This window comes from Kitasatospora sp. NPDC101155, from assembly GCF_044768305.1.
GTDB lineage: Bacteria > Actinomycetota > Actinomycetes > Streptomycetales > Streptomycetaceae > Kitasatospora.
In genome coordinates, this window is the sequence record NZ_JBIWPN010000070.1 from 1 (window position 1) to 18,005 (window position 18,005).

The 18,005-nt window shown below is 70.5% G+C and carries 21 protein-coding genes and 1 pseudogene; 14 read left to right on the forward strand and 8 right to left on the reverse strand.

Going from position 1 to position 18,005, the window contains the following annotated elements; translation table 11 throughout:
• A pseudogene (locus tag ACIRYZ_RS42435) lies at nt 1-620 on the forward strand (hypothetical protein); the annotation flags it as partial.
• Nucleotides 553-939 carry a hypothetical protein gene (locus ACIRYZ_RS42440; RefSeq protein WP_402954008.1) on the forward strand — a complete coding sequence of 129 codons (387 nt, stop codon included), beginning with the start codon at nt 553-555 and terminating at the stop codon, nt 937-939. The pseudogene ACIRYZ_RS42435 and the gene ACIRYZ_RS42440, both read left to right, overlap by 68 nt.
• Before the next feature lie 5 nt (nt 940-944).
• On the opposite strand, the gene ACIRYZ_RS42445 is transcribed toward ACIRYZ_RS42440, so the two are convergent.
• A complete protein-coding gene (locus ACIRYZ_RS42445; RefSeq protein ID WP_280686302.1) occupies nt 945-1,373 on the reverse strand; it encodes a DUF4240 domain-containing protein in 429 nt (142 codons plus the stop codon).
• Nucleotides 1,374-1,748: 375 nt separating this feature from the next.
• Between ACIRYZ_RS42445 and ACIRYZ_RS42450 the strand changes: the two genes are divergently transcribed.
• From ACIRYZ_RS42450 to ACIRYZ_RS42475, 6 genes are all read left to right on the forward strand, one after another.
• Nucleotides 1,749-2,255, forward strand: coding sequence for a hypothetical protein (locus ACIRYZ_RS42450; protein ID WP_402954009.1), 507 nt, complete (start codon nt 1,749-1,751; stop codon nt 2,253-2,255).
• 46 nt (nt 2,256-2,301) lie between these two features.
• Nucleotides 2,302-2,748, forward strand: coding sequence for an NUDIX domain-containing protein (locus tag ACIRYZ_RS42455; protein ID WP_402954010.1), 447 nt, complete (start codon nt 2,302-2,304; stop codon nt 2,746-2,748).
• A 122-nt stretch (nt 2,749-2,870) separates the two neighbouring features.
• Nucleotides 2,871-3,626 (forward strand): hypothetical protein, encoded by a 756-nt coding sequence (locus tag ACIRYZ_RS42460; protein ID WP_402954011.1) that lies wholly within the window; start codon nt 2,871-2,873, stop codon nt 3,624-3,626.
• 136 nt (nt 3,627-3,762) lie between these two features.
• Nucleotides 3,763-4,311 carry a hypothetical protein gene (locus ACIRYZ_RS42465; RefSeq protein WP_402954012.1) on the forward strand — a complete coding sequence of 183 codons (549 nt, stop codon included), beginning with the start codon at nt 3,763-3,765 and terminating at the stop codon, nt 4,309-4,311.
• Between the two features lie 25 nt (nt 4,312-4,336).
• A complete protein-coding gene (locus tag ACIRYZ_RS42470) occupies nt 4,337-4,618 on the forward strand; it encodes a hypothetical protein (protein ID WP_402954013.1) in 282 nt (93 codons plus the stop codon).
• Nucleotides 4,584-5,846 (forward strand): site-specific integrase, encoded by a 1,263-nt coding sequence (locus ACIRYZ_RS42475; protein ID WP_402954014.1) that lies wholly within the window; start codon nt 4,584-4,586, stop codon nt 5,844-5,846. The genes ACIRYZ_RS42470 and ACIRYZ_RS42475 overlap by 35 nt, the downstream gene beginning before the upstream one ends.
• A 49-nt stretch (nt 5,847-5,895) precedes the next feature.
• On the opposite strand, the gene ACIRYZ_RS42480 is transcribed toward ACIRYZ_RS42475, so the two are convergent.
• Together ACIRYZ_RS42480 and ACIRYZ_RS42485 are read right to left on the reverse strand one after the other, a co-directional pair.
• Nucleotides 5,896-6,948: a ParB/RepB/Spo0J family partition protein gene (locus ACIRYZ_RS42480; protein WP_402954015.1), complete on the reverse strand. Its 1,053-nt coding sequence runs from the start codon at nt 6,946-6,948 to the stop codon at nt 5,896-5,898.
• Complete coding sequence (locus tag ACIRYZ_RS42485; protein ID WP_402954016.1) at nt 6,945-7,736, reverse strand: AAA family ATPase; 792 nt, start codon at nt 7,734-7,736, stop codon at nt 6,945-6,947. Before ACIRYZ_RS42485 ends, ACIRYZ_RS42480 begins: the two co-directional genes overlap by 4 nt.
• Nucleotides 7,737-7,891: 155 nt before the next feature.
• On the opposite strand from ACIRYZ_RS42485, the gene ACIRYZ_RS42490 reads away from it, so the two are divergent.
• Entirely contained in the window at nt 7,892-8,326 is a 435-nt protein-coding gene (locus ACIRYZ_RS42490) for a hypothetical protein (RefSeq protein WP_402954017.1), read from the forward strand.
• A 779-nt stretch (nt 8,327-9,105) separates the two neighbouring features.
• On the opposite strand, the gene ACIRYZ_RS42495 is transcribed toward ACIRYZ_RS42490, so the two are convergent.
• The 3 genes from ACIRYZ_RS42495 to ligD all read right to left on the reverse strand — a co-directional run bounded on the left by ACIRYZ_RS42495 (nt 9,106) and on the right by ligD (nt 10,860).
• Nucleotides 9,106-9,498, reverse strand: coding sequence for a hypothetical protein (locus tag ACIRYZ_RS42495; RefSeq protein ID WP_402954018.1), 393 nt, complete (start codon nt 9,496-9,498; stop codon nt 9,106-9,108).
• The gene (locus ACIRYZ_RS42500; protein WP_402954019.1) at nt 9,495-9,785 is read right to left on the reverse strand and encodes a hypothetical protein; all 291 of its coding nucleotides are present in this window, start codon (nt 9,783-9,785) and stop codon (nt 9,495-9,497) included. Before ACIRYZ_RS42500 ends, ACIRYZ_RS42495 begins: the two co-directional genes overlap by 4 nt.
• Nucleotides 9,786-9,900: 115 nt before the next feature.
• Nucleotides 9,901-10,860, reverse strand: coding sequence for a non-homologous end-joining DNA ligase (gene ligD, locus ACIRYZ_RS42505; protein WP_402954020.1), 960 nt, complete (start codon nt 10,858-10,860; stop codon nt 9,901-9,903).
• A gap of 270 nt (nt 10,861-11,130) precedes the next feature.
• On the opposite strand from ligD, the gene ACIRYZ_RS42510 reads away from it, so the two are divergent.
• The 3 genes from ACIRYZ_RS42510 to ACIRYZ_RS42520 all read left to right on the forward strand — a co-directional run bounded on the left by ACIRYZ_RS42510 (nt 11,131) and on the right by ACIRYZ_RS42520 (nt 14,426).
• A complete protein-coding gene (locus ACIRYZ_RS42510; protein ID WP_402954021.1) occupies nt 11,131-11,400 on the forward strand; it encodes a hypothetical protein in 270 nt (89 codons plus the stop codon).
• Nucleotides 11,393-12,022 (forward strand): DUF6879 family protein, encoded by a 630-nt coding sequence (locus ACIRYZ_RS42515; protein ID WP_402954022.1) that lies wholly within the window; start codon nt 11,393-11,395, stop codon nt 12,020-12,022. The genes ACIRYZ_RS42510 and ACIRYZ_RS42515 overlap by 8 nt, the downstream gene beginning before the upstream one ends.
• Before the next feature lie 169 nt (nt 12,023-12,191).
• A complete protein-coding gene (locus tag ACIRYZ_RS42520) occupies nt 12,192-14,426 on the forward strand; it encodes an ATP-binding protein (RefSeq protein WP_402954023.1) in 2,235 nt (744 codons plus the stop codon).
• A 10-nt stretch (nt 14,427-14,436) separates the two neighbouring features.
• On the opposite strand, the gene ACIRYZ_RS42525 is transcribed toward ACIRYZ_RS42520, so the two are convergent.
• Together ACIRYZ_RS42525 and ACIRYZ_RS42530 are read right to left on the reverse strand one after the other, a co-directional pair.
• Nucleotides 14,437-14,898, reverse strand: a complete 462-nt coding sequence (locus tag ACIRYZ_RS42525) for a hypothetical protein (RefSeq protein WP_402954024.1) — start codon at nt 14,896-14,898, stop codon at nt 14,437-14,439.
• 184 nt (nt 14,899-15,082) lie between these two features.
• Nucleotides 15,083-15,844 carry a GntR family transcriptional regulator gene (locus tag ACIRYZ_RS42530; protein WP_402954025.1) on the reverse strand — a complete coding sequence of 254 codons (762 nt, stop codon included), beginning with the start codon at nt 15,842-15,844 and terminating at the stop codon, nt 15,083-15,085.
• A 233-nt stretch (nt 15,845-16,077) separates the two neighbouring features.
• On the opposite strand from ACIRYZ_RS42530, the gene ACIRYZ_RS42535 reads away from it, so the two are divergent.
• Together ACIRYZ_RS42535 and ACIRYZ_RS42540 are read left to right on the forward strand one after the other, a co-directional pair.
• The gene (locus tag ACIRYZ_RS42535; protein ID WP_402954026.1) at nt 16,078-16,578 is read left to right on the forward strand and encodes an NUDIX domain-containing protein; all 501 of its coding nucleotides are present in this window, start codon (nt 16,078-16,080) and stop codon (nt 16,576-16,578) included.
• A 14-nt stretch (nt 16,579-16,592) separates the two neighbouring features.
• Entirely contained in the window at nt 16,593-17,861 is a 1,269-nt protein-coding gene (locus tag ACIRYZ_RS42540; protein WP_402954027.1) for a hypothetical protein, read from the forward strand.
• Nucleotides 17,862-18,005: the final 144 nt, after the last annotated feature.

An 18,005-nucleotide genomic window follows, 5' to 3' on the forward strand; every position in this document is an offset into this window, starting at 1 on the left:
GCTGGCGACTGGGCCGTTTGCGCCGCGAACCGACCGTCCAAGGAGCCCTGATGCGGCAGGCATTCGGACAGTTCCAATACCCGACTCCACCATTAGCGGTCTTCCAGGACGACCTAGTGCGGACATACCGCGGCTTCCTGGACCGCCGGCGGGCCGACCGCCCGCAGGAGGAGTACCGGGAGCCCACCGAGCAGGAATGGCACGACTTCCAACAGCACTTCGAGCTCCGCAAGGTCTCCCTCGGCACCTGCGGCCGGCCCTACGGAACCCCCTGCAAGCACGAACACGCCTGCATCCGCTGCCCCGTCCTCCAGCTCGACCCCCGCCAGAAACCGCGCCTTATCGAGATCATCCAGAACCTGCGCGAGCGCATCCGCGAAGCCCGCGCCAACGGCTGGCTCGGCGAAGTCGAAGGCCTCCAGGTCAGCCTCGACGCTGCCACCGCCAAGCTCACCAGCCTCAACCGGACCCGTGCCGACGGCCGACCCCAACTGGTCAACCTCGGCATGCCCCTCTTCACCGACACCCCGCCCACGGCAGGAGAACCCCCCCATGCACCCGATACGCCTGATTTCGTTCGGCTACCTGCACCTCAAGGGCGGCCCGCCGCCGACTGCTGACCGCGTCGAGGACGTCCGGGACCGGCTCCGCGACCCGGCCGCTGCCCGCGGCATCCTCGACCTCGACGGCCTTGACCCCCGCGTCCAGCAGATCGTCATCAACACCCCCGGCGCCCGCGAGCTGATCGACAACCTCGCCGACTACGCCGATCTCCCGGCCGGCCCCCGGCGCATCGCCATCGGATGCGCCGGAGGTCGGCACAGGGCATCCGGTCTTACCGAAATCCTCGCCAACGAACTTCGACACCGCGGCCACCAGGTCGAGGTCGAGCACCTCCACGTCCACCTGCCCCGCGTGCTGAAGAGCAACGGGCGGTGACTCGCTCAGTCCGCCCAGCCTTCCGTGTTGGAGTACGACTCATAGCTGTAGCGGGTGCCGCGGTCCCATTCACGGCCAGTCAGGCTCTGGTAGGCGGTGTCCGGGACGTACAGCAGCGGCTCGGCCCAGATGAAGTCGTCTGCGTACGGCAAGAACAGGGCCGGGTCGTTCAGCACCGCTTCGTACTCGTCTCGGCCGGCGGCCACGACGGCGGCGCGAGTGTAGAGAAACGCGTCACCCGACACCCTGGTGCCGTACTCCTTGCGATCGAGTCGGTACAGGGCCCAGGAAAGCTGCTCGGCGAATCCCACGACTGCTGGCAGCGGACCGTTCATCAGCCTGGCCTCCAGAGCGGCGGCGAGCTGTTCCGAATCCGGATCGGCCCCGGTGGGCCTGCACTCGTCGATGAGCTGCCAAAAGGAGTCCTCGTTCATGGCGGACAGCATGGACGACGACTGTGACAGTCCAGCGACTGGCACGACCTCTCCGTCCCCCCCGGCACCTGGAACGCCACCGCACCAGAGGCAAGTCAAATCGCGCCGGGATCATGCTTTACCCGACCGACACCCGTAGTCCGGAAAAGCAGCGTGGCAGTAGGCCGCGAGGTCGCCCGAATCCTGGAGAGCTTCGGCTCGCGCGTCGCCCTGACCCACCGCCACGTCCACCTGGGCGTCGTCGAACCCGCGCCCTCCGGGCACTGACGCTGCCCACCACCGCGCCCGTCGTCCCCGGCCAGCCAGGCCGGGGCGGCGGGCGCCGTGGTGCGCGGCGCCGGCCGCCCGGCCGGACACCCGATGACGGAGGATCTCGTGACCACCGACACCACCCCGCCCGCCCAGATCACCGCCGTCTACGAGCCGTTCGCCCAGCCCGGGCGGCCCTTCCGCCAGGACAGCGTCCTGGACGGCATGACCGACTGGGAGCTGGCCCGCATCGCGCTCGACCGACGCAGCTCCGCCGTCTACCACGACGACCCGCGCGCAGACGAAGCCCGGCGGATCGGCGAGGAGTTCACCGCCGCCGAAGCCGCGCGGGTCGACGCGTTCCTCGCTGCGGGCATCCAGGACGTTCGCCGCCTGGACGCCGTCGCCGACGCCCAAGCGCTCACCGGCGAGGACCGGGACTGGCTGATCGACCAGCTGCGGCTGGCCTGGGACCGCCTGGACCGCCTGCACGACTGCCTCGACCGCTCCGGCAGCCTCCTGACCAACACCTACGCCGCGAGCAGCGTCGACTATGTCCGCTGGTCCCGCAAGCCCGGGGCCTTCTCGCCCCTGCACGGCGGCCGCCCCGGCCGCCCGACCACCGCCGGCTGACCGGACCACGCCCCCCACGCCACAGCAACCGTCAAGAAGGGTTGAAATGACCGAGACCTTCGAGTCCATCCGCTACACCGCCGACGTGGTCGCCACCACGCCGGACGGCCGTGTCCTGCTGATCGAGCGGGGCTGGCCGCCCTTCGAGGGCGCCTGGGCGCTGCCCGGCGGCCACGTGGACCCGGGCGAGTCGAGCCGCGAGGCAGCCGCCCGGGAACTGGAGGAGGAGACCGGCGTGCGGGTGGACACCACGGACCTCCTCCAGCTCGGCGCCTGGGACACCCCCGGCCGCGACCCCCGCGGCCGGTACGTCACCGTCGCCTACCTCGCCGAAGTGCCGGACGACACCCCGATCACCGCCGGGGACGACGCCCGCACCGCCCGCTGGTGGAAGTGGAACGAGCTCCCGGAGCAGCTGGCGTTCGACCACGCCGCGATCCTCGCCACGGCCCTGCGCGGAGAGCCGGCCGGTCTCGCGGGCACCGCGGCCTGACCGGGCACTGACGCTGCCCACCACCGCGCCCCGCTCACCCGGCCACCCAAGCCCGGCGAGTGGGGCGCCGTGGTGCGCGGCGCGGCCGCCCGGCCGAACCCAGCTCCCCTCGGAGGCACCTGATGACCGAGCAGACGACCCGCGCCCGCCTGCTGAGCACCGCCCTCGACACCGCCGACAACATCGCCATCGCCGCCGCCGCGGCCGCGGCTGGCCTCACCACCTACCGCGCCCTCACCGGCCGCCCGGCCGAGACCCGTTTCACCCTCGCCGTGGCCGCCGCCGGCCTCGCCGTCTGCCTCGCCGACCAGGCCACCACCCAGCTCCGTCGCCCGCTGCGCCACCGCCTCGGCGTCCCGGCCTACGGCTACGCCCCCGCCGCCGCTGCGTCCGTCCCGGCTCCGTCGAGGGAGCAGCTCGCCGTGGAGGTCGCCGCCGACGCCGCACACCGCGCGGCCACCGGTGCCAACGGCCTGGACCGCAGCGGCGGCAGCCTGACCGAGGCCGGCAACTGGGTCGGCGTGGAGGACGGCACCGCGACGTGCGAGCTGCCCGGCGGCGCGCACCTGCTGTGTGTCCCCTCCCCCGCCGACCAGCACGGCTACATCACCCGCACCTACCTGCTCGTGCGGGGCGAGGAGAAGCCGGTCGAGGTCCGCAGCATCAGCGACCTGGTTGCGCTCCTGGACAACCCCGCCGCCGACCTGGCACAGCCCGCCGACAGCGAGGACCAGGACGACGACCCGTGGAGCGCCCTCGGCCGGGACCTCGCCATCGCCGAGCTCTGCCCCACCGAACCGCTCGACGACGAGGACCAGGCCGACGAGGACGACGACATCGACCAGGAGGCGGAGGCCCACGCCGCCGGCCTGCTGTAGCCGACCGCCCTCGATGCCGGGTCGGCCCTCTCACGAGGGCTGACCCGCCGCCCACCGCACCTGACCACCCGCCACCAACCCGGCCCCGGACCGCACCCCAGCGGGCCGGGGCCGGCCTGTCGAAGGAGACCCGGAGATGACGACCACCCCCGCACTGGCCCCGGCCGGCCGCCGCGGCCTTTTCACCGCCGACCCCGCCGACCGGCTGCGCCCCGGCACCCCGGACCGGCCCTGGGAGCTGTGGCTCACCGGCCCCGACACCCTGCTGGAGATGCCCGACCTCGCCACCGCGCTGATGGCCGCCGCCGAACACAACGCCGCGGCCGCCGACCTCGAGGACGGCTCCCCGCTCCAGCCCGTCACCCACGCCCTGGTCCTCCACCACGGCTACGCCTGGCGCCGCGAGGGCGCGGCCCGATCGGGCGCCGGCATCGCCGTCCCGTCGCTGTGCTGGACCGCGCGCTGCTCGGTGTGCGGCGACCTGGTCGAGGACGAGTACATCCCCCACCACGCCACCCCCGAGAGCGCGGCCGACGACGCCGTCGGCAGCCGCGAATGGGACGAGCTCCCCGACGGCCGACTGGTCTGCGACCGCGTCGACGACGCCCACGACGAGGCCCGCGCCCAGGCCCGCCCCGAGGACGCCCCCGAGCAGCCGGACGAGAACCAGCTCGCCTTCCTGTAGGCCCACCACCTCGATGGAGGACCACATGCTCCGACCCGTCATCGCCCCCCGCCCCGACAGCCCCGCCAGTCAGGCCGTCGGTTTCGACCTGGACGGCACCCTCGCGGTGGACGATGGGTGGCAGGGCGGCCGCATCGGCCTGCCCCAGCCCGGCGCCATCGAGGCGCTGCGCACCATCGCCCAGCAGCGCGCCGTCTTCGTGTTCACTTATGCGGTTTCGGACATGTCCTTGCTACGTTCCAGCGGTGCGATCCAGACCAAGAGATCCGGGCGTGCTGGGCTGGCGGGTGTTCTTCACCCGGCGTGAGCTTGGGCTGCCGCAGGCGAGTACGGACGTGATGGTCGACGTTGCTGCTCTGGACGACTGGTTGGACGAGTACAGGATCGGAGACGGCTCGCCGTACCTGATCGATCCGCTCGGCCGGTACGACGTCGACCTGAACGACTACTTCGTCACCATGCTCGCCAACGAGCCTGACACGACCCAGGCCGCCGTCGCCTACGACCTGAAGCGGTTCCTCAAGTTCCTGTGGGACAACCGGGGCCGCCGGAGCTGGAAGGCCGCCTCGCCGGATGACCGGGCAGCCTTCAAACACTGGCGGCTGCACGACGCTGCCGGCCCGAGAGTGGAGGCGACGACCTGGGACCGTGAGGTCGCCACGGTCAACCAGTTCTACCGCTGGGCCGTCGCTGAGGGGCACGCGGCACGGAACCCGTTCCGGCAGCGGGTATCCCGCAGCCGCGATCCACGTCGGCCCTCGGGTGAGCCGACCCCGGCCGAGGCCTCACACGAGGGGCGGCCCAACGACGTCGAGTGGCTGCCGCCCGCGACCTACCGCCTGTGGAGAGACACGGGAGTGCGCGGGTTCACCCCGCATGGCCTCCCCGACCGGTCGTTCCGCGGCCGGTTTGCATCACGGAACTCGGCCTTCACCGACTCGCTGATCCGCACCGGGCTGCGGCTGTCCGAGCAGACGAGCCTGAGCCTGTTCGAGCTGCCCGAGCCGGTGCCCGGGACGCTCAACTTCCGCACCTGGCTGCCCGAGGTGATCGCCAAGGGCGGATCGGCTCGACGCATCTACTTCCCGGTGTCCTCGCTGAAGGACGTGTGGGACTACGTGGAGACGGACCGGGCGGAGGCTGTCGAAGTGGCGCGGGGGAAGGGCCTCTACGAGCGGATCCGCAAGCCGCTGATCGTCTCGGACCCGCGTAAGCCGGTGGTGGTGATCGACGGCGAACGCCTGCCGATCGGCAAGCTGGACCACCGCGAGCGCCGCCGGGTCCTGATCGAGACCCCAATCGGGTGTGGGCCTTCTTGCATTAGACCGGGGGGGAACAGGTGGCCGACTGATGGTCCTGTACCCAGGGCTTCCCGCCAGAGCGCGGGCGATCCCAGAAGGCCGGCCATAACCCGGTTATGGCGAGTCTCCTTGGGGACCGCGGTGGCGTTGACGTCCCCTCCGGGAGCTATAACCCGGTTATGGGAGATCCAGGATGATCTCCGGCTGGCGAGGACTGCTCTGCAGGACGCCTGAGGCAAGGATCTACCGTGCCGGCGCGCCATAACCCGGTTATAGGTGGACGTCAGTCGCGGAGGTTCTCGATCAGCGCCTCGGCCAGCTCATACATCTTCGTCTTGTCGAGAACCGACCCGATGGCGGTCACGAAGGCAGCGATGTCATGCCAGTCGACGTCGGGGACTGACAGCGCCGTTGCGTGAGACGCCCGCTGTTCTGGCACATCAGCGGCAGCCTCGGCGAGCATCGCCGGAGCCACATGCCGCTCGCTGGCCTCAGCGCTGGCGGTGGCACTGCTGGCTCCACCTGTGGCGGCTCCTTGGGGAGATCGCGCCGTCGAAGCGGGGCGGGGAACCTGGGTCCCAGCCGGGGCGCCGGAGCCCGGCGCGACCACCGGTGTCTGTCCGGGAGCAGCCGCCTGCCTCTCCGGAACCGGTGCCTGCGCCGACTGCTGCTGCGAGGCTTCGTAGGCGCTGAGCTGTTCCTCGGGCGGCAGACTCGTGTAGGCGCGGGCCGCCTTCACCCCGAGTTCGCCGGAGTTCACCTTGGCCTGAAGTTCGGGCGTGAGATTGAGTAGCGCGATACGGAAAGACACGAAGGGCTGGGTCTTGCCGATGCCCTTAGCGACTTTGCTCTGCGACATCCCGCGGCCGGCCGGAGGCTTGTCGGTGAGAACCTGCAGGGTCTGGGCCTCCTGGATGGGGGTGAGGCCTACACGCAGGAGGTTCTCGGCGACCGCCCACACCAGCGGGTCTTCCGCAGCCTTGTCGTTGATGAACGCGGGCACCTCGATGAGGCCCGCCCGCCGGGCGGCCTCAAGTCGGCGGTGCCCCGCTACGACAACGTACTGGTGACCCGCGATCCGGCCGGAGTGGTGCGGGTTGTACCGAAGGAACTCGGTCGCGGTGCAGACGGTCAGCGGCGTGATCACACCGACGTTCTCGATGCTGGTGGCCAGGTCGAGGAACTCCTGGTCGGTCTCGTCGATCGTCCCTCGAGGGTTGTCGGGGTTGTGCGAGATCTGCCCGATGCTCAGGACTGGAGCCTTGGGTGCGGCGTGGGTGGGCTCGTCGAGAGGCTCGCCGTCGAGCATGTCGGCGAGGTTGACGCGGCGGCTCATCGTGCGGATCCGTTCAGGTTGAGCTCAAGAGCCAGCTTGAAGAAGTCCTCACGAGCTTCGAAAGAAGCTCGGTTGGGCTTGTACTGGGTGACGACCAGGCCTTCCGCGGCAGCGCGGGAGTGGACCTTGTAGTGGCGCACCACGGTCTTTGCCAGGGGGAAGCCGTTCTTCTCCACGAACTCCTGGGTCTGCCGCAGATCGACGTCGCCGTCGCGCGGGTCCCAGTTGTTGATGACGACGGTGTACGGAAGGCCGCGGGGCTCGACGATCTGGCGGACCGTGCGGACGGTCGGCTTGAAGCCCAGGGGCTCCGGCTCGATCGGCAGGATCACGCTGTCGGCGTTGTCCAGCACGGCGCGGAGGATGTCTGCCGCCTTGCCATCGCCGAGCGGGTCGGCGGTGGCGTCGTCGTCGGACAGGTCCAGCCATCCCGGGGTGTCGACGAAGATGTGCCGGACCGACTTGACGGCGCGCAGCTTACGAAGCGACCCGAGGTCGTTGTGCGCCTGGGCGAAAAGGAAAGGAAGTTCATCGCCGACCCGGTTGGACCACCACGCGGTCGACCCCTGAGGGTCAACGGAGACAGCGAGGACCGGGGGCTGCTCACCGACCTTACGGCCGATCACATCGGCGGTTACTGCGGCGAGGTTGACGGTCAGCGTCGACTTGCCGACGCCGCCCTTCTGGTTCAGAAGAACATGCACGTGTGCCATGGAAGCTCCGTGTGATTCCCATTGCTGGTACTTCGGACTGCCACAGGATGTCAGAAGATCCAGATCAGAGCACATATGGGTGGCATCCAGGCGTGCCGCTGCCCTCTGTGTACAGCTTGCATGCGGAGATACCCCTCGAGTTCGTCTTGGACCAAACAGGTCCAGCTGACCGGATCGCCGGGATAACTTGGCAGGAGAGCGAATCCACGGCGAGTCGAAGGAGCAGCACAGTGTCGTGGAGAGATGCGGTCCCGCCGGCTCTGAGGATGCTGCTCCAGCGGGACGACCACGTGGACCCGCACCTGGAACTGCTGCGCCTTGGCGCGGACAATCCGGACGTTGCTGCGGAGGACATCACCGTCACCCTGGTCCTGGACGGCGCGCTCGTGACGGGGACCGTGGTCTCCACCGAGGCCTGGGAGCGTCTCCACCTCGGCCAGCTCGGGGATCAGGACTACGGCCTGCGTCGGGTCGTTCGGGAGGCGCTTGTCCACTTGGACGACGCCGCCGAGAAGGGTCGGCGCCGTCGTGAGCCGGACCGCCGTTTCCTCCACCTGCGGGACGTCACCTACCGGTCCGGTCGGGCCGCCCACACCCTGCCGGTCTGGCGCGGTCCGGTCGCGGCGGTCAGCGGGTGGACGCTCGGTGAGCCTGACAAGGGCTGACCGGTACCGGTGTCACGGGCGTAGCCCGAAGAAGTCCCGCAGCCGTTCCCGCAGGTCTCTGCGTGACGGGCCGCTCCGTCGCTGCGGTGCGATGGTCGGCGGGTATGCCGGCGGCGGTGGAGCGAGCGGTGAGCCGGACGGCTGTGGTGGCATAACTGGCGGGGGCGGTACGGCGGGTGGCCGGGGCGGGGCGATCAGGTACACGGAGTCGTCCGCAGGCCGCTTGGTGTCGCGGCCCTCGGCACGTTCCGGTGTCGCCGCGGGTCGTTGCTCCTGGCCGCCCTGGTCGGCTGGCCGCTGTTCTTCCGGGCCAGGCTGCTGCGTCAGTGCCAGCACCGAGCCGGGGAGGGGTGCGGGGTCGGCGGGTGTGACGGTGACCTGCGGCTCGGGTTGAGCAGGGTGGCCGGCCGCCCGCGGTGCTGGATCGGTCTCACCTGCGGGTTCGGGCTCCGGCGCGGGTTCGGGGGCAGAGGGAAGCACCAGCCGGTGGCGCTCCTGGTAGAGCGCGGCGGCTGCTCGCCGCCGGGCATTTCACCGACCGGTCTGGACCCGCTCCAGGGTGCGCATCAGGTCCCGGACAGCGGTGAGGGTGAACGTGCCCAGGGTACGGGTGAGCTCGTCGAACGAGGTCGGGGCAAGGCCCGCCCGGCCACGAACACCACCACCGGCCGCTCCTGCGCTACCGCCCCGTGCAGCACGGCGGGCAGGATCTCCTCGGCGAGGATGCGCGCGCCATCGCCCAGGGGAAGCTCATCCCCTAACGCTCCTGGCAGTGGCACCTACGGCTCCAGGCGGGGATCGTCGATGTCGACGGTGACGATCCCGGGCGGATACAGCTCCGGACGGGCCGTCAGGATCAGGTGCTGCTGCGGACGCACCGGGGTGGGCAGACTCGTGGCGATCGCGTGCGCCAAGTCCTGGCCCCCGTACCCGTCGCGGACCATGGTCGCCACCACCACGGCGGTGCTCGCATCCAGCGGCTCGAACTCCAGAGAGGGCAGCGCCAGGACCGCGTGCGCAGCACCCTCGTCCTTGATCTCGGCCTCGACCAGGCACAGCACCGGCACCAGCAGATGCTGGAACGGACTGTGCAGAGCCGCATCCACGATCCGGTGCAGACGCGGGTGACCGGCGGCCAACGCGGACAAAGCGCTGGAATCCAGAATGATCACGCGCTGCGCCTAGGGGCGACCTTGGCGCGTGCGTCCTCCGCGGCGATGCCGTAGACCCGCTGCAGCAGGTCCGGGCCCTGGTCCAGCTCCGTGTCGGTGAGGGTCATCCCGAAGTGCTCCCGCAGCAGCCGACGGCCCTCGGCAACGCGCTCCGCGATCTGCTCCGCGGTGGGCTGCGCCTCCACCAGCAGGGCTACCTGGGCGCCAATCGTGGTGCCGCGGGCCGTCGCGAGAGCGGCCAGCCGGTCACGCGTATCAGGGGAAACCTTGATCGTCGCATCAGCCATACCGCGATCGTACACCGCTGGTACACCGCTGGTGTACCGATCTTCCCGGCCTTGTGAACGGTCTGTCGGCCTATGGGGAGCAGCCTGCGGCGCTGGCCCCGCCCGGGCGGCGCGGTCAGCCGCGCAGTCCCCTCCATACCGGCTGCCGGAGTAGGCCTCGGTCGGTGAGTTCCAGGAACTCGACCTCGGCGTGCAGCTCGGGGCGCACGAACCTCACCTCGGTGCCGGGCGGCAGCCCCAGGCCCTTGCCGCTGGCGGTGAAAGGCGACACCGGGATCGCGAGGCGGCGTAGCGCGGCCGCGAGGGCGCGTCGCTCCGCTCCCGAGAACCCTGTGCCGACGGAGCCGACGTACAGGAGACGGCCGCCGGGTTCGGCTTCGACGCCGACCAGGACGGCCCGAACGGTGTCGCTGCCCGGGCCGCCGGGCAGCCACCCGCCGACCACGACGTCCGCGACCCGGAGGTGCTTGAGCTTGATCCAGTCCCGGGAGCGCGTGCCGGGGGCGTAGAGCGAGTCGGTGCGCTTGGCCAGGACGCCTTCCAGCTTGTGTTCGCGTGTCCACCCGTAGGCTTCGGCGACGGAGTCCCAGGTCGGCGGTACCCGCAGGCCCGGGCGGTCCAGCGCCAGGTCCTCAAGGAGTTCGCGCCGGCGCGCGTAGGGCTCGGCGAGCAGCGAGCGGTCGCCGAGGTGGAGCAGATCGAAGGCGATGTACAGGGCGGGCGTGGTGGCGGCTGCGGCCAGGACGGCGGCCGGGCGGGTGCGGTGGATGCGGCTCTGCAACGCCGCGAAAGAGGGGGTGCCGTCGCGCATCACCACGATCTCGCCGTCCAGGATCAGCGGCCGCCCGCGGACCTCGGTGAGTGCTTCTGCGACCTCGGGGAAGCGTTGGGTGAAGTCGGTGCCGCGGCGGCCGAGCAGCCGCACCGGGGCGGCCTCGGGGATGTAGGCGACGGCCCGGGCACCGTCCCACTTCACCTCCCCCGTCCATCCGGGGCCGGACGGCAGCGTGCCGGCTGTCGCCAGCATCGGCTCGATGTGCGGCAGCCTCACCTGCGCGGATCCCCGGGGGCTCATACCTTCCAGGGTGTGGCCGACCGACCCTGGCCGGGGGCCGGGGCACCGCCGGTCGGGCGACCCGATGCAGGCCTGCCGGGTGCACCCGGGTGCTGGGAGGGGCACGGAGCGGGGCACCGGGCTACCCGCCGTCTGCCCCGTCGGACAGGTCGGCCGCTTGCCTCGTGATCGCCTATTTGCGGATGGAGGATATGTAACTCATTTCCCCCTGACTTACCGTCAGGTGTAAGCTGCGTAGTCATAGTAGGCGTGAGATAGATGGAGGAGAGTATGGCCCGTGCGTGGGAGGCTGACCCGTCCGCGTTGTTTGAACGGCGACTGGGAAAGTCGGCTAAAGAACTCGGCTCCTCTGACGGCCGCGACGAATGCCCAGATATCTGGCGGCTCGACAACGGCGATATCGCGGTGATCGGCAGGGACCTCACGGACAACTACCGCAGCCACCTTCCCGAAGGTGTCGCCGTGGGATCGGACGAGCGGCTGGTCATCATCCCCGGAGCCATGCTCAGCGCGGCGAAGGTGGACATCCCGGATGCTTGACCGTCGCGCCCCGGACCTGAGCCCCGAGCGGGGCGAGCGGCTCGTCCGGGAGGACTACAAGCGTGACTTCCGCGAGCGTGATGCGCAGGTCCGCGACAGGGACTCCTGGAAACTCGAACGTCTCCAGTACTTCGAGGAGCAGGGCAGCCCGAGTCGGGATGCCCTGCGCCGGGGGGATTGGGAGGAGGCGCTGCGGCTTCTGGAGGACAGGCGCGGCGCCTTGCTCGCCATCGGCCGGGAGGACGAGGAGCGCAATTCCTTCTTTCACCGTGTCCGGGTGATTGAGAAGCCGCTGACCGCATATCTGCAGTGGGAATTGCACTCACTGCGGATGCGCGCTGAATGCGGCGAGAGGGTACGCATTATCCCCGCCGAGAAGCTGGCTGGCACGGAGGAATTCAGCCCGTTGCCGGAAGCGGTCATTCTCGGCGGCCGCACGTTGTACCAGGTCCTGTATGCGGAGACGGGAACTCCGATCGGTGCGGTCCGCTACACCGATCCCGAGCTGGTCGACCGCTGGGAAAACTACATCAAGGATCTCTACGAGGCGGGCGAAGACGTGCAAACCTACTTCGACCGTGAGGTAGCGCATCTTCCCCCGCCGAGCACAGGGACGGAGTAGGACGATCGACGAGCACAGTGGGGGCGCGGATGGCCTCGGCACCTCGCGTAACGAGCTGTCGGGGTCGTCGCGTGACGTCGTCCAGGCAAGGAACGTCAGCGGGGGCATCCACTTCCACGGAGCTCCTGACCGCGAGAGCCCCCCGACCCCGCGCCAGCTGCCGGCCGATGTGCGCGGCTTCGTCAACCGCGTCGACGAGCTCCAGGAGCTGAACGCGGTCCTGACCGACCAGGACGGGGACCCACTCGTCGTCTCGGTGTTCGTCATCGCCGGCACCGCCGGCGCCGGCAAGACCTCGCTCGCACTGCGCTGGGCGCACCGGGCCCGGGACCGCTTCCCGGACGGGCAGCTCTACGTCAACCTGCGCGGCTACGACCCGGGGCAGCCGGTCACCGCCCAGGAGGCGCTGCACCGGTTCCTGACCTCGCTCGGCGTCCCCGCGCAATCCGTCCCGCAGGACCTGGATGCGGCCGCCGCGCTCTACCGCTCTCTGCTGGCCGAGCGCCGCGTCCTGGTGGTCTTGGACAACGCCGCCACGGTCAGCCAGGTCCGCCCCCTGCTGCCCGGCAGCGCCGGCTGCCTGGTCGTCGTCACCAGCCGCAGCCGTCTGTCCGGTCTCGCGGTGCGCGACGGCGCCCGCCGGCTGACCCTGGGCATACTGCCCGAGCCGGAAGCGGTCGCCCTGCTGCGCGCCGTCACCGACGGCCACCGCTCACAGGACGACCCGGACAAACTCACCGAACTCGCCCGGCTCTGCGCCCAACTGCCACTCGCCCTGCGCATCGCCGCGGAGCGCGCCGCCAGCTTCCCCCACATGGGACTGGACGACCTGATCGCCGACCTGCGGGACGAGTCCGCCTTGTGGGATGCCCTGAGCGTGGGAGACGACGAGGAAGCCGACGCCGTCCGCACGGTGTTCACCTGGTCCTACCGGGCCCTGCCCGACCAGGTCGCCCGCATCTTCCGCCTCCTGGGCCTGCACCCCGGCCCCGAGTTCGGACTCCACGCCGCAGCCGCCCTCGCCCAACTGACCACCAGCCGCACCCGCCAACTCCTCGACTCCCTGGTCGGCGCCCACCTCGTCGAACAGACCGCACCAGACCGCTACCAGTTCCACGACCTCCTTCGCGCCTACGCCACCGACCAGGCCCAGCACGAAGAACCACCCATTGAGCGGCAGGCCGCGCTGCGCCGCCTGTTGGACTGGTACTTGCACACCGCCGACGCCGCCCAGAACTGGATCAGCCCCGCCGAAGCCCACCTGCCGCTCACGCCGCCGGCGGACGGTGTCCACCCGCTGGCCTTCCCCGACTACAACGCCGCCGTGGACTGGGCCGAGCGCGACCGCACCAACCTCCTGCAGGCCGTTCGCACCGCGGTCGCCGCAGGATACGACCAGCTGGCATGGCAACTGGCCGCCGTCCTGTGGAACGCACAGGCCCCCTCGGCGCCAGGCGCGGACTGGCTTGCCGTGGGCCACATCGGCCTGGACGCGGCGGCCCGCCTGGGCGAGCGCCTCGCCGAAGGCCAGCTACTGACGGACCTCGGCATGGGCTACACCCGGATCAACGCCCTTACGGAGAGCCTTGAGTACCACCGGAAGGCTTTGGCGATCTGGCGTGAGCTGGGCGACCGACTCAACGAGGCGCATTCCCTCAACCTCCTCGGACTGGTCCACCTCCGCAGCAGGCAACTGGGCGACGCCGCACAGTACTTCGAGCAGGCCATCGCCGCCTTCCAGCTCCAGGACTCCGCTCACTGGCAGGCCACCACGCTCTCCAACCTCGCCAGCGCCCACTACCGCGCCGGACACATGGCGCAAGCCGCAGCCACCATCCAGCAGGCACTGACGGCACACCGCTCCTTGAACAACCAGCGCGGCGAGGGAAACATCCTTCGCCTCCTGAGCGACCTCCAGCGCGAAGAAGGCGAACTGGCGCAGGCCCTGAAGTCGGCTCACGACGCGCTGGACATCGCCCTGGGCCTGCGCGACCACCGGCTGGAGGGGTTCTGGCTCATCACTCTCGGCGACGCCCAGCAGGCCAACGGTCAGTTCGCCGACGCGCTGGAGTCGTATCAGCGCGCCGCCGTGCTCCATCGTCGCCTCGGCGACCGCAGCCGGGAAGCGCTGGCCTGGCACGGCGTGGGCGAGACATACCGCCGGCTCGACCGGCCTGCGGACGCGGCCAGTTTCCACCGCCAAGCCGCCACGGTCCAGCACGAGCTCGGCGACACCTGGAACGAGGCCCTGGCCCTCGACGGCCTGGGCACGTCCGTACTCGGCGAGGATCCAGAAGCCGCTCGGTGGCACTGGGCAGAGGCGCTGAGCCTTCTCGCCGACTACGACGACCCGCGCGCGATGGCGATCCGCAACCGGATCAAACGCCAACTGGAAACGGGCTGAGCCACGCTGCTCACCCTTGAGTGGGCGGCACGTTCTCTTGCGGTGCACTCCCGTGCGGGGGTGCTGCGTGAGAGGTGAAGGTCAGTCCGGAGAAGTCCCGGCCCTGAACCGCCGTGTGCTGATGGCCGCCGCTGATGCTGTTGTGGACGTCGCCGTCGCCGGTGCGTACCAGCTTCGCGGTGTCGTGCCACTGCTGCAGTCCCGTGCGGAAGTCCGCGTCCAAGGCAGCCCGTACCGCCAGGGCAGTGCTCAGCAGCTGTCCTCGCGTTGGATCGGCCGGCGCCTGCTCCAGCGCCACCAGCTCGGCCACCCCGGAACTGACCGCCGACAGTCCCGCATCGTCGCCAGCGGCCACCGCGTGCCTGAACGGGCGGCGCACCAACGCGCTCAGCCCAGCCCACGCCTGCTTTCCCATCTCACCGCCAGCACCACCCGCCAACGCCGCCAGCAGCCCCACCGAAACCGGATCCACCCCGCACCCCCACAGATGCTGTCGCCAGTGGCCGCCACGCTACGGCAGTCGCGGTCCGCCTTCTACGCGGAGCGGAAGAAACGCGGTGTACGACCTGAAGCTGTCGGTGCACCGGCCCGGCATCCACGCCTGCCTGCACCTGGAAGGCGACGGCGCCCGGCTGCGGTTCGAGGCCGCCGATTGCCTACGCCGCAGGTGCGGCGGAGGGGGCGCGGGTGATGGTGTACCCGATCTCGAAGTCCTCGGCGCTCATGCGGGTGTCGTTGATCTCCAGGACGGTGCCGGCCGGGCTGGTGGTGGTGCGCACGATGCGCAGCAGGGGCACGCCCTTGGGCAGGGCGAGGCGTTCGGCTTCGCGGGGGGTGGGCATGCGGGCGGAGGTGCTCTCCTGCCACTGGAGGGGGCCGTGGCCCATGGCCTCCAGGAGGTCGTAGATGCCGCCGGGGCCGGTGTCGCGTTCGGCGAGGCGGGTGCCGCGGGCGAGCGGGGCGGGCAGGTAGCTGGTGGCGAGCTGTGTGGGCTTCCGGGTGTCGGGGTCGCCCATGAGGCGGTCGCGGATCAGGACCTCGTCGCCGGGGCGGATGTCCAGGAGCGGGGCGATGTCGCGCGGGGCCGGTCCCCAGCCGACCTCCGGGGTCTCCAGCGCCACCCAGGGCTGGGCGGTGGGATCGAAGTAGTAGCCGCGCTCGTCGCGGTAGACCTGGCGGCCGCGGTTGAGGCGGCGTCGGGAGGGGACGGGGCGCACGACGGTCCCGCGTCGGCGGACGGCTTCGACGAGGCCTTCGTTCTCCAGCTCGCCGATGGCTTCGCGAGCGGTCTGCTTGGCGATGCCGTACTGCTGGGCGATCTCCTCCAGTTTCGGCAGCACGCTGCCCTCGGGGTAGTCCCCCCGTTCGATGGCGGCGCGCAGCTCGGCGGCGACCTGTCGGTAAGCAGGGGCTGTCATCTGGTTCCTCCTTGGCTCGCAGGCGTCACAGCAGAACCGTATAGGACTAGGACTATTGACGGCCTGTCAGGGCGGGGTGAGCATAGTCCTAGTCCTATCGCAGTTCCTGCGGTGGATGCACATTCCTTGTTCCCCTGCCGGCGCAACCGGCTTACCCGTCATGCCCGCATACGCGCGCGGCCTGGGCGGGGTACCGGTCCGCCCGCCCGGGACCCGATGGAGGGAAGGGTGCCGTGGACACCACCCCTGACCACTTCCGCAATCCGCCGCCGCGCCGGATCGGGGCACTGGGTTGGCTGGAGCGGCCAGACGGGCGTCTCGCCGTCATCCGCCGGGCCTACTGGGGCGCGATCTCCCAGTGGGGGCTGCCCGGCGGGTCGGCCCCGCCGAACACCCACCCGCGCTCGGCGCTGACGCTCGCGGTCGCGGCGAAGCTGGGCCTTCGCGTCACGCCGGCCCGCAAGCTCGCCAGCGACTACGCGCCTGCCAAACCCGGCCAGTACGAGGGCACCAACGAGATCTACCACGCCCTGCTGCCCGCCGGCGCCGAGGCCCAGCTCGCGGCCGACTGCGGCTACGTCGAGCTGCGCTGGGTCAGCGTCGAGCAGGCCCTTGAGCTCGCCGTCGACCACGAGCGCACCCGCATCGAGCAGTGCGCGCACGCGCTGGCCGACGGCTCCTACCGGGAGCTGTACCTCGGGCTCCCGTTCCCGCACCCCACCACTTCTTCGTGAACCTGGAGGGTTCCATGTTCTTCCCGCACCCCGTCATCGAGCAGCTGACCCCCGCGCAGGTGGAGGTCTGGGAGAAGCACTTCGCCGGCGACCGGCACGAGCGGCCCCGCAGCGTCGAGGAGGGCATCTGGCGCCGAACCCAGGAGCCCGCCAACGCCGCGCAGTCCGGCTGGTCGAAGGACACCCACGGCCGGCGCCGCGTCGTCCACTACAACCTGCGCTACGGGCTGAACTACGTCTTCCCCGAGCCGCGACTGACGCTGGACAACCTGTACCTGATGGTCTCCCACCTCGCCCCGGCCGGCGAGATCGCCGACTACCGCTGCGACCTGGAGACGTGGCTGGCCGAGGGGCGCTGGCGCCAGCTGCCGCAGGGCGGCTGGCAGAAGGGCGACCTGGTGCTGCAGCTCGCTGAGTTCGACGAGCACCCGCAGGACCTGCGCGCCGGCCGCCCCACCCCGGACGGCTTCCGTTCGCTGGAGGTGGTGTTCACCAGTGACGGCCACGAGCTGCACCGCACGGTCCGCAACCTGCCGTGGGACGTGCTGGCCGGCGGGATGCGGGTCAAGGAGCAGCGCGGTAACCCGACGATCGCCCCGGACCTGGCGGGTCTGCTGGAGACGGGGCCGTTCATGGTCGAGGTCGGCTGCGGCACCAGCATCGAGGCCGGCATCCCGCCGCTGCATTTCCTGCACGAGGTGTACCGGGTCACCCAGCGCCGCGGCAACGAGTTCACCCAGTCCCATGCCTTCACCCTCTCGCCCGCGGCCGACTCGCTGGTGCGGGAGATGGTGCTCGGAGCCGACCTCAAGGCCCCCGACCTGGTGGCGATGTTCCGCGCCTGCTTCCTGGCCGAGCCGACCTACGCCCACCGCGCCCTCAAAGCGCTCTCCGACGCCGGGCTGCTGGTCGGGCCGGTGCTGACCCACAACTTCGACGTCCTGTCCGCCCGTGCCGGCCTGCCCGAGCTGTTCCTGCGCCGCTACGACCAGAAGATCCCACCGGTGACCTTCCATCCGCGGGCGAAGGCGCTGCTGGTCATCGGCCTGCACGCCGACCGGCGCGCGGTCCAGGCGCGCGCCCGCGAGCGCGGCATGCGCGTCTTCTACGTCGACCCGGAGGGACTGGAGGAGAACGGCGTCTTCAAGGAGTACCCGATCGAGGGCGCCCGGGACGAGGACGTGATCGTGCGCCAGGGCGCCATCAAGGCGCTGGGGCGGCTGTGCGAGCTGGCCGGCATCACCGTCCCGAACGCGGTCAGTGACGGACCGATCACCCGATAGCGTTCCGGGGTGGGGGGCGGGGCCCCCCCCCCCCCCCCCCCCCCCCCCCCCCCCCACCAAAAAAAAAAAAAAAAAAAAAACCCCAAAACCCATAAAAAAAAAAAGAACCACACCAAAAAAAGAAACCCCCACTCCACCCACACC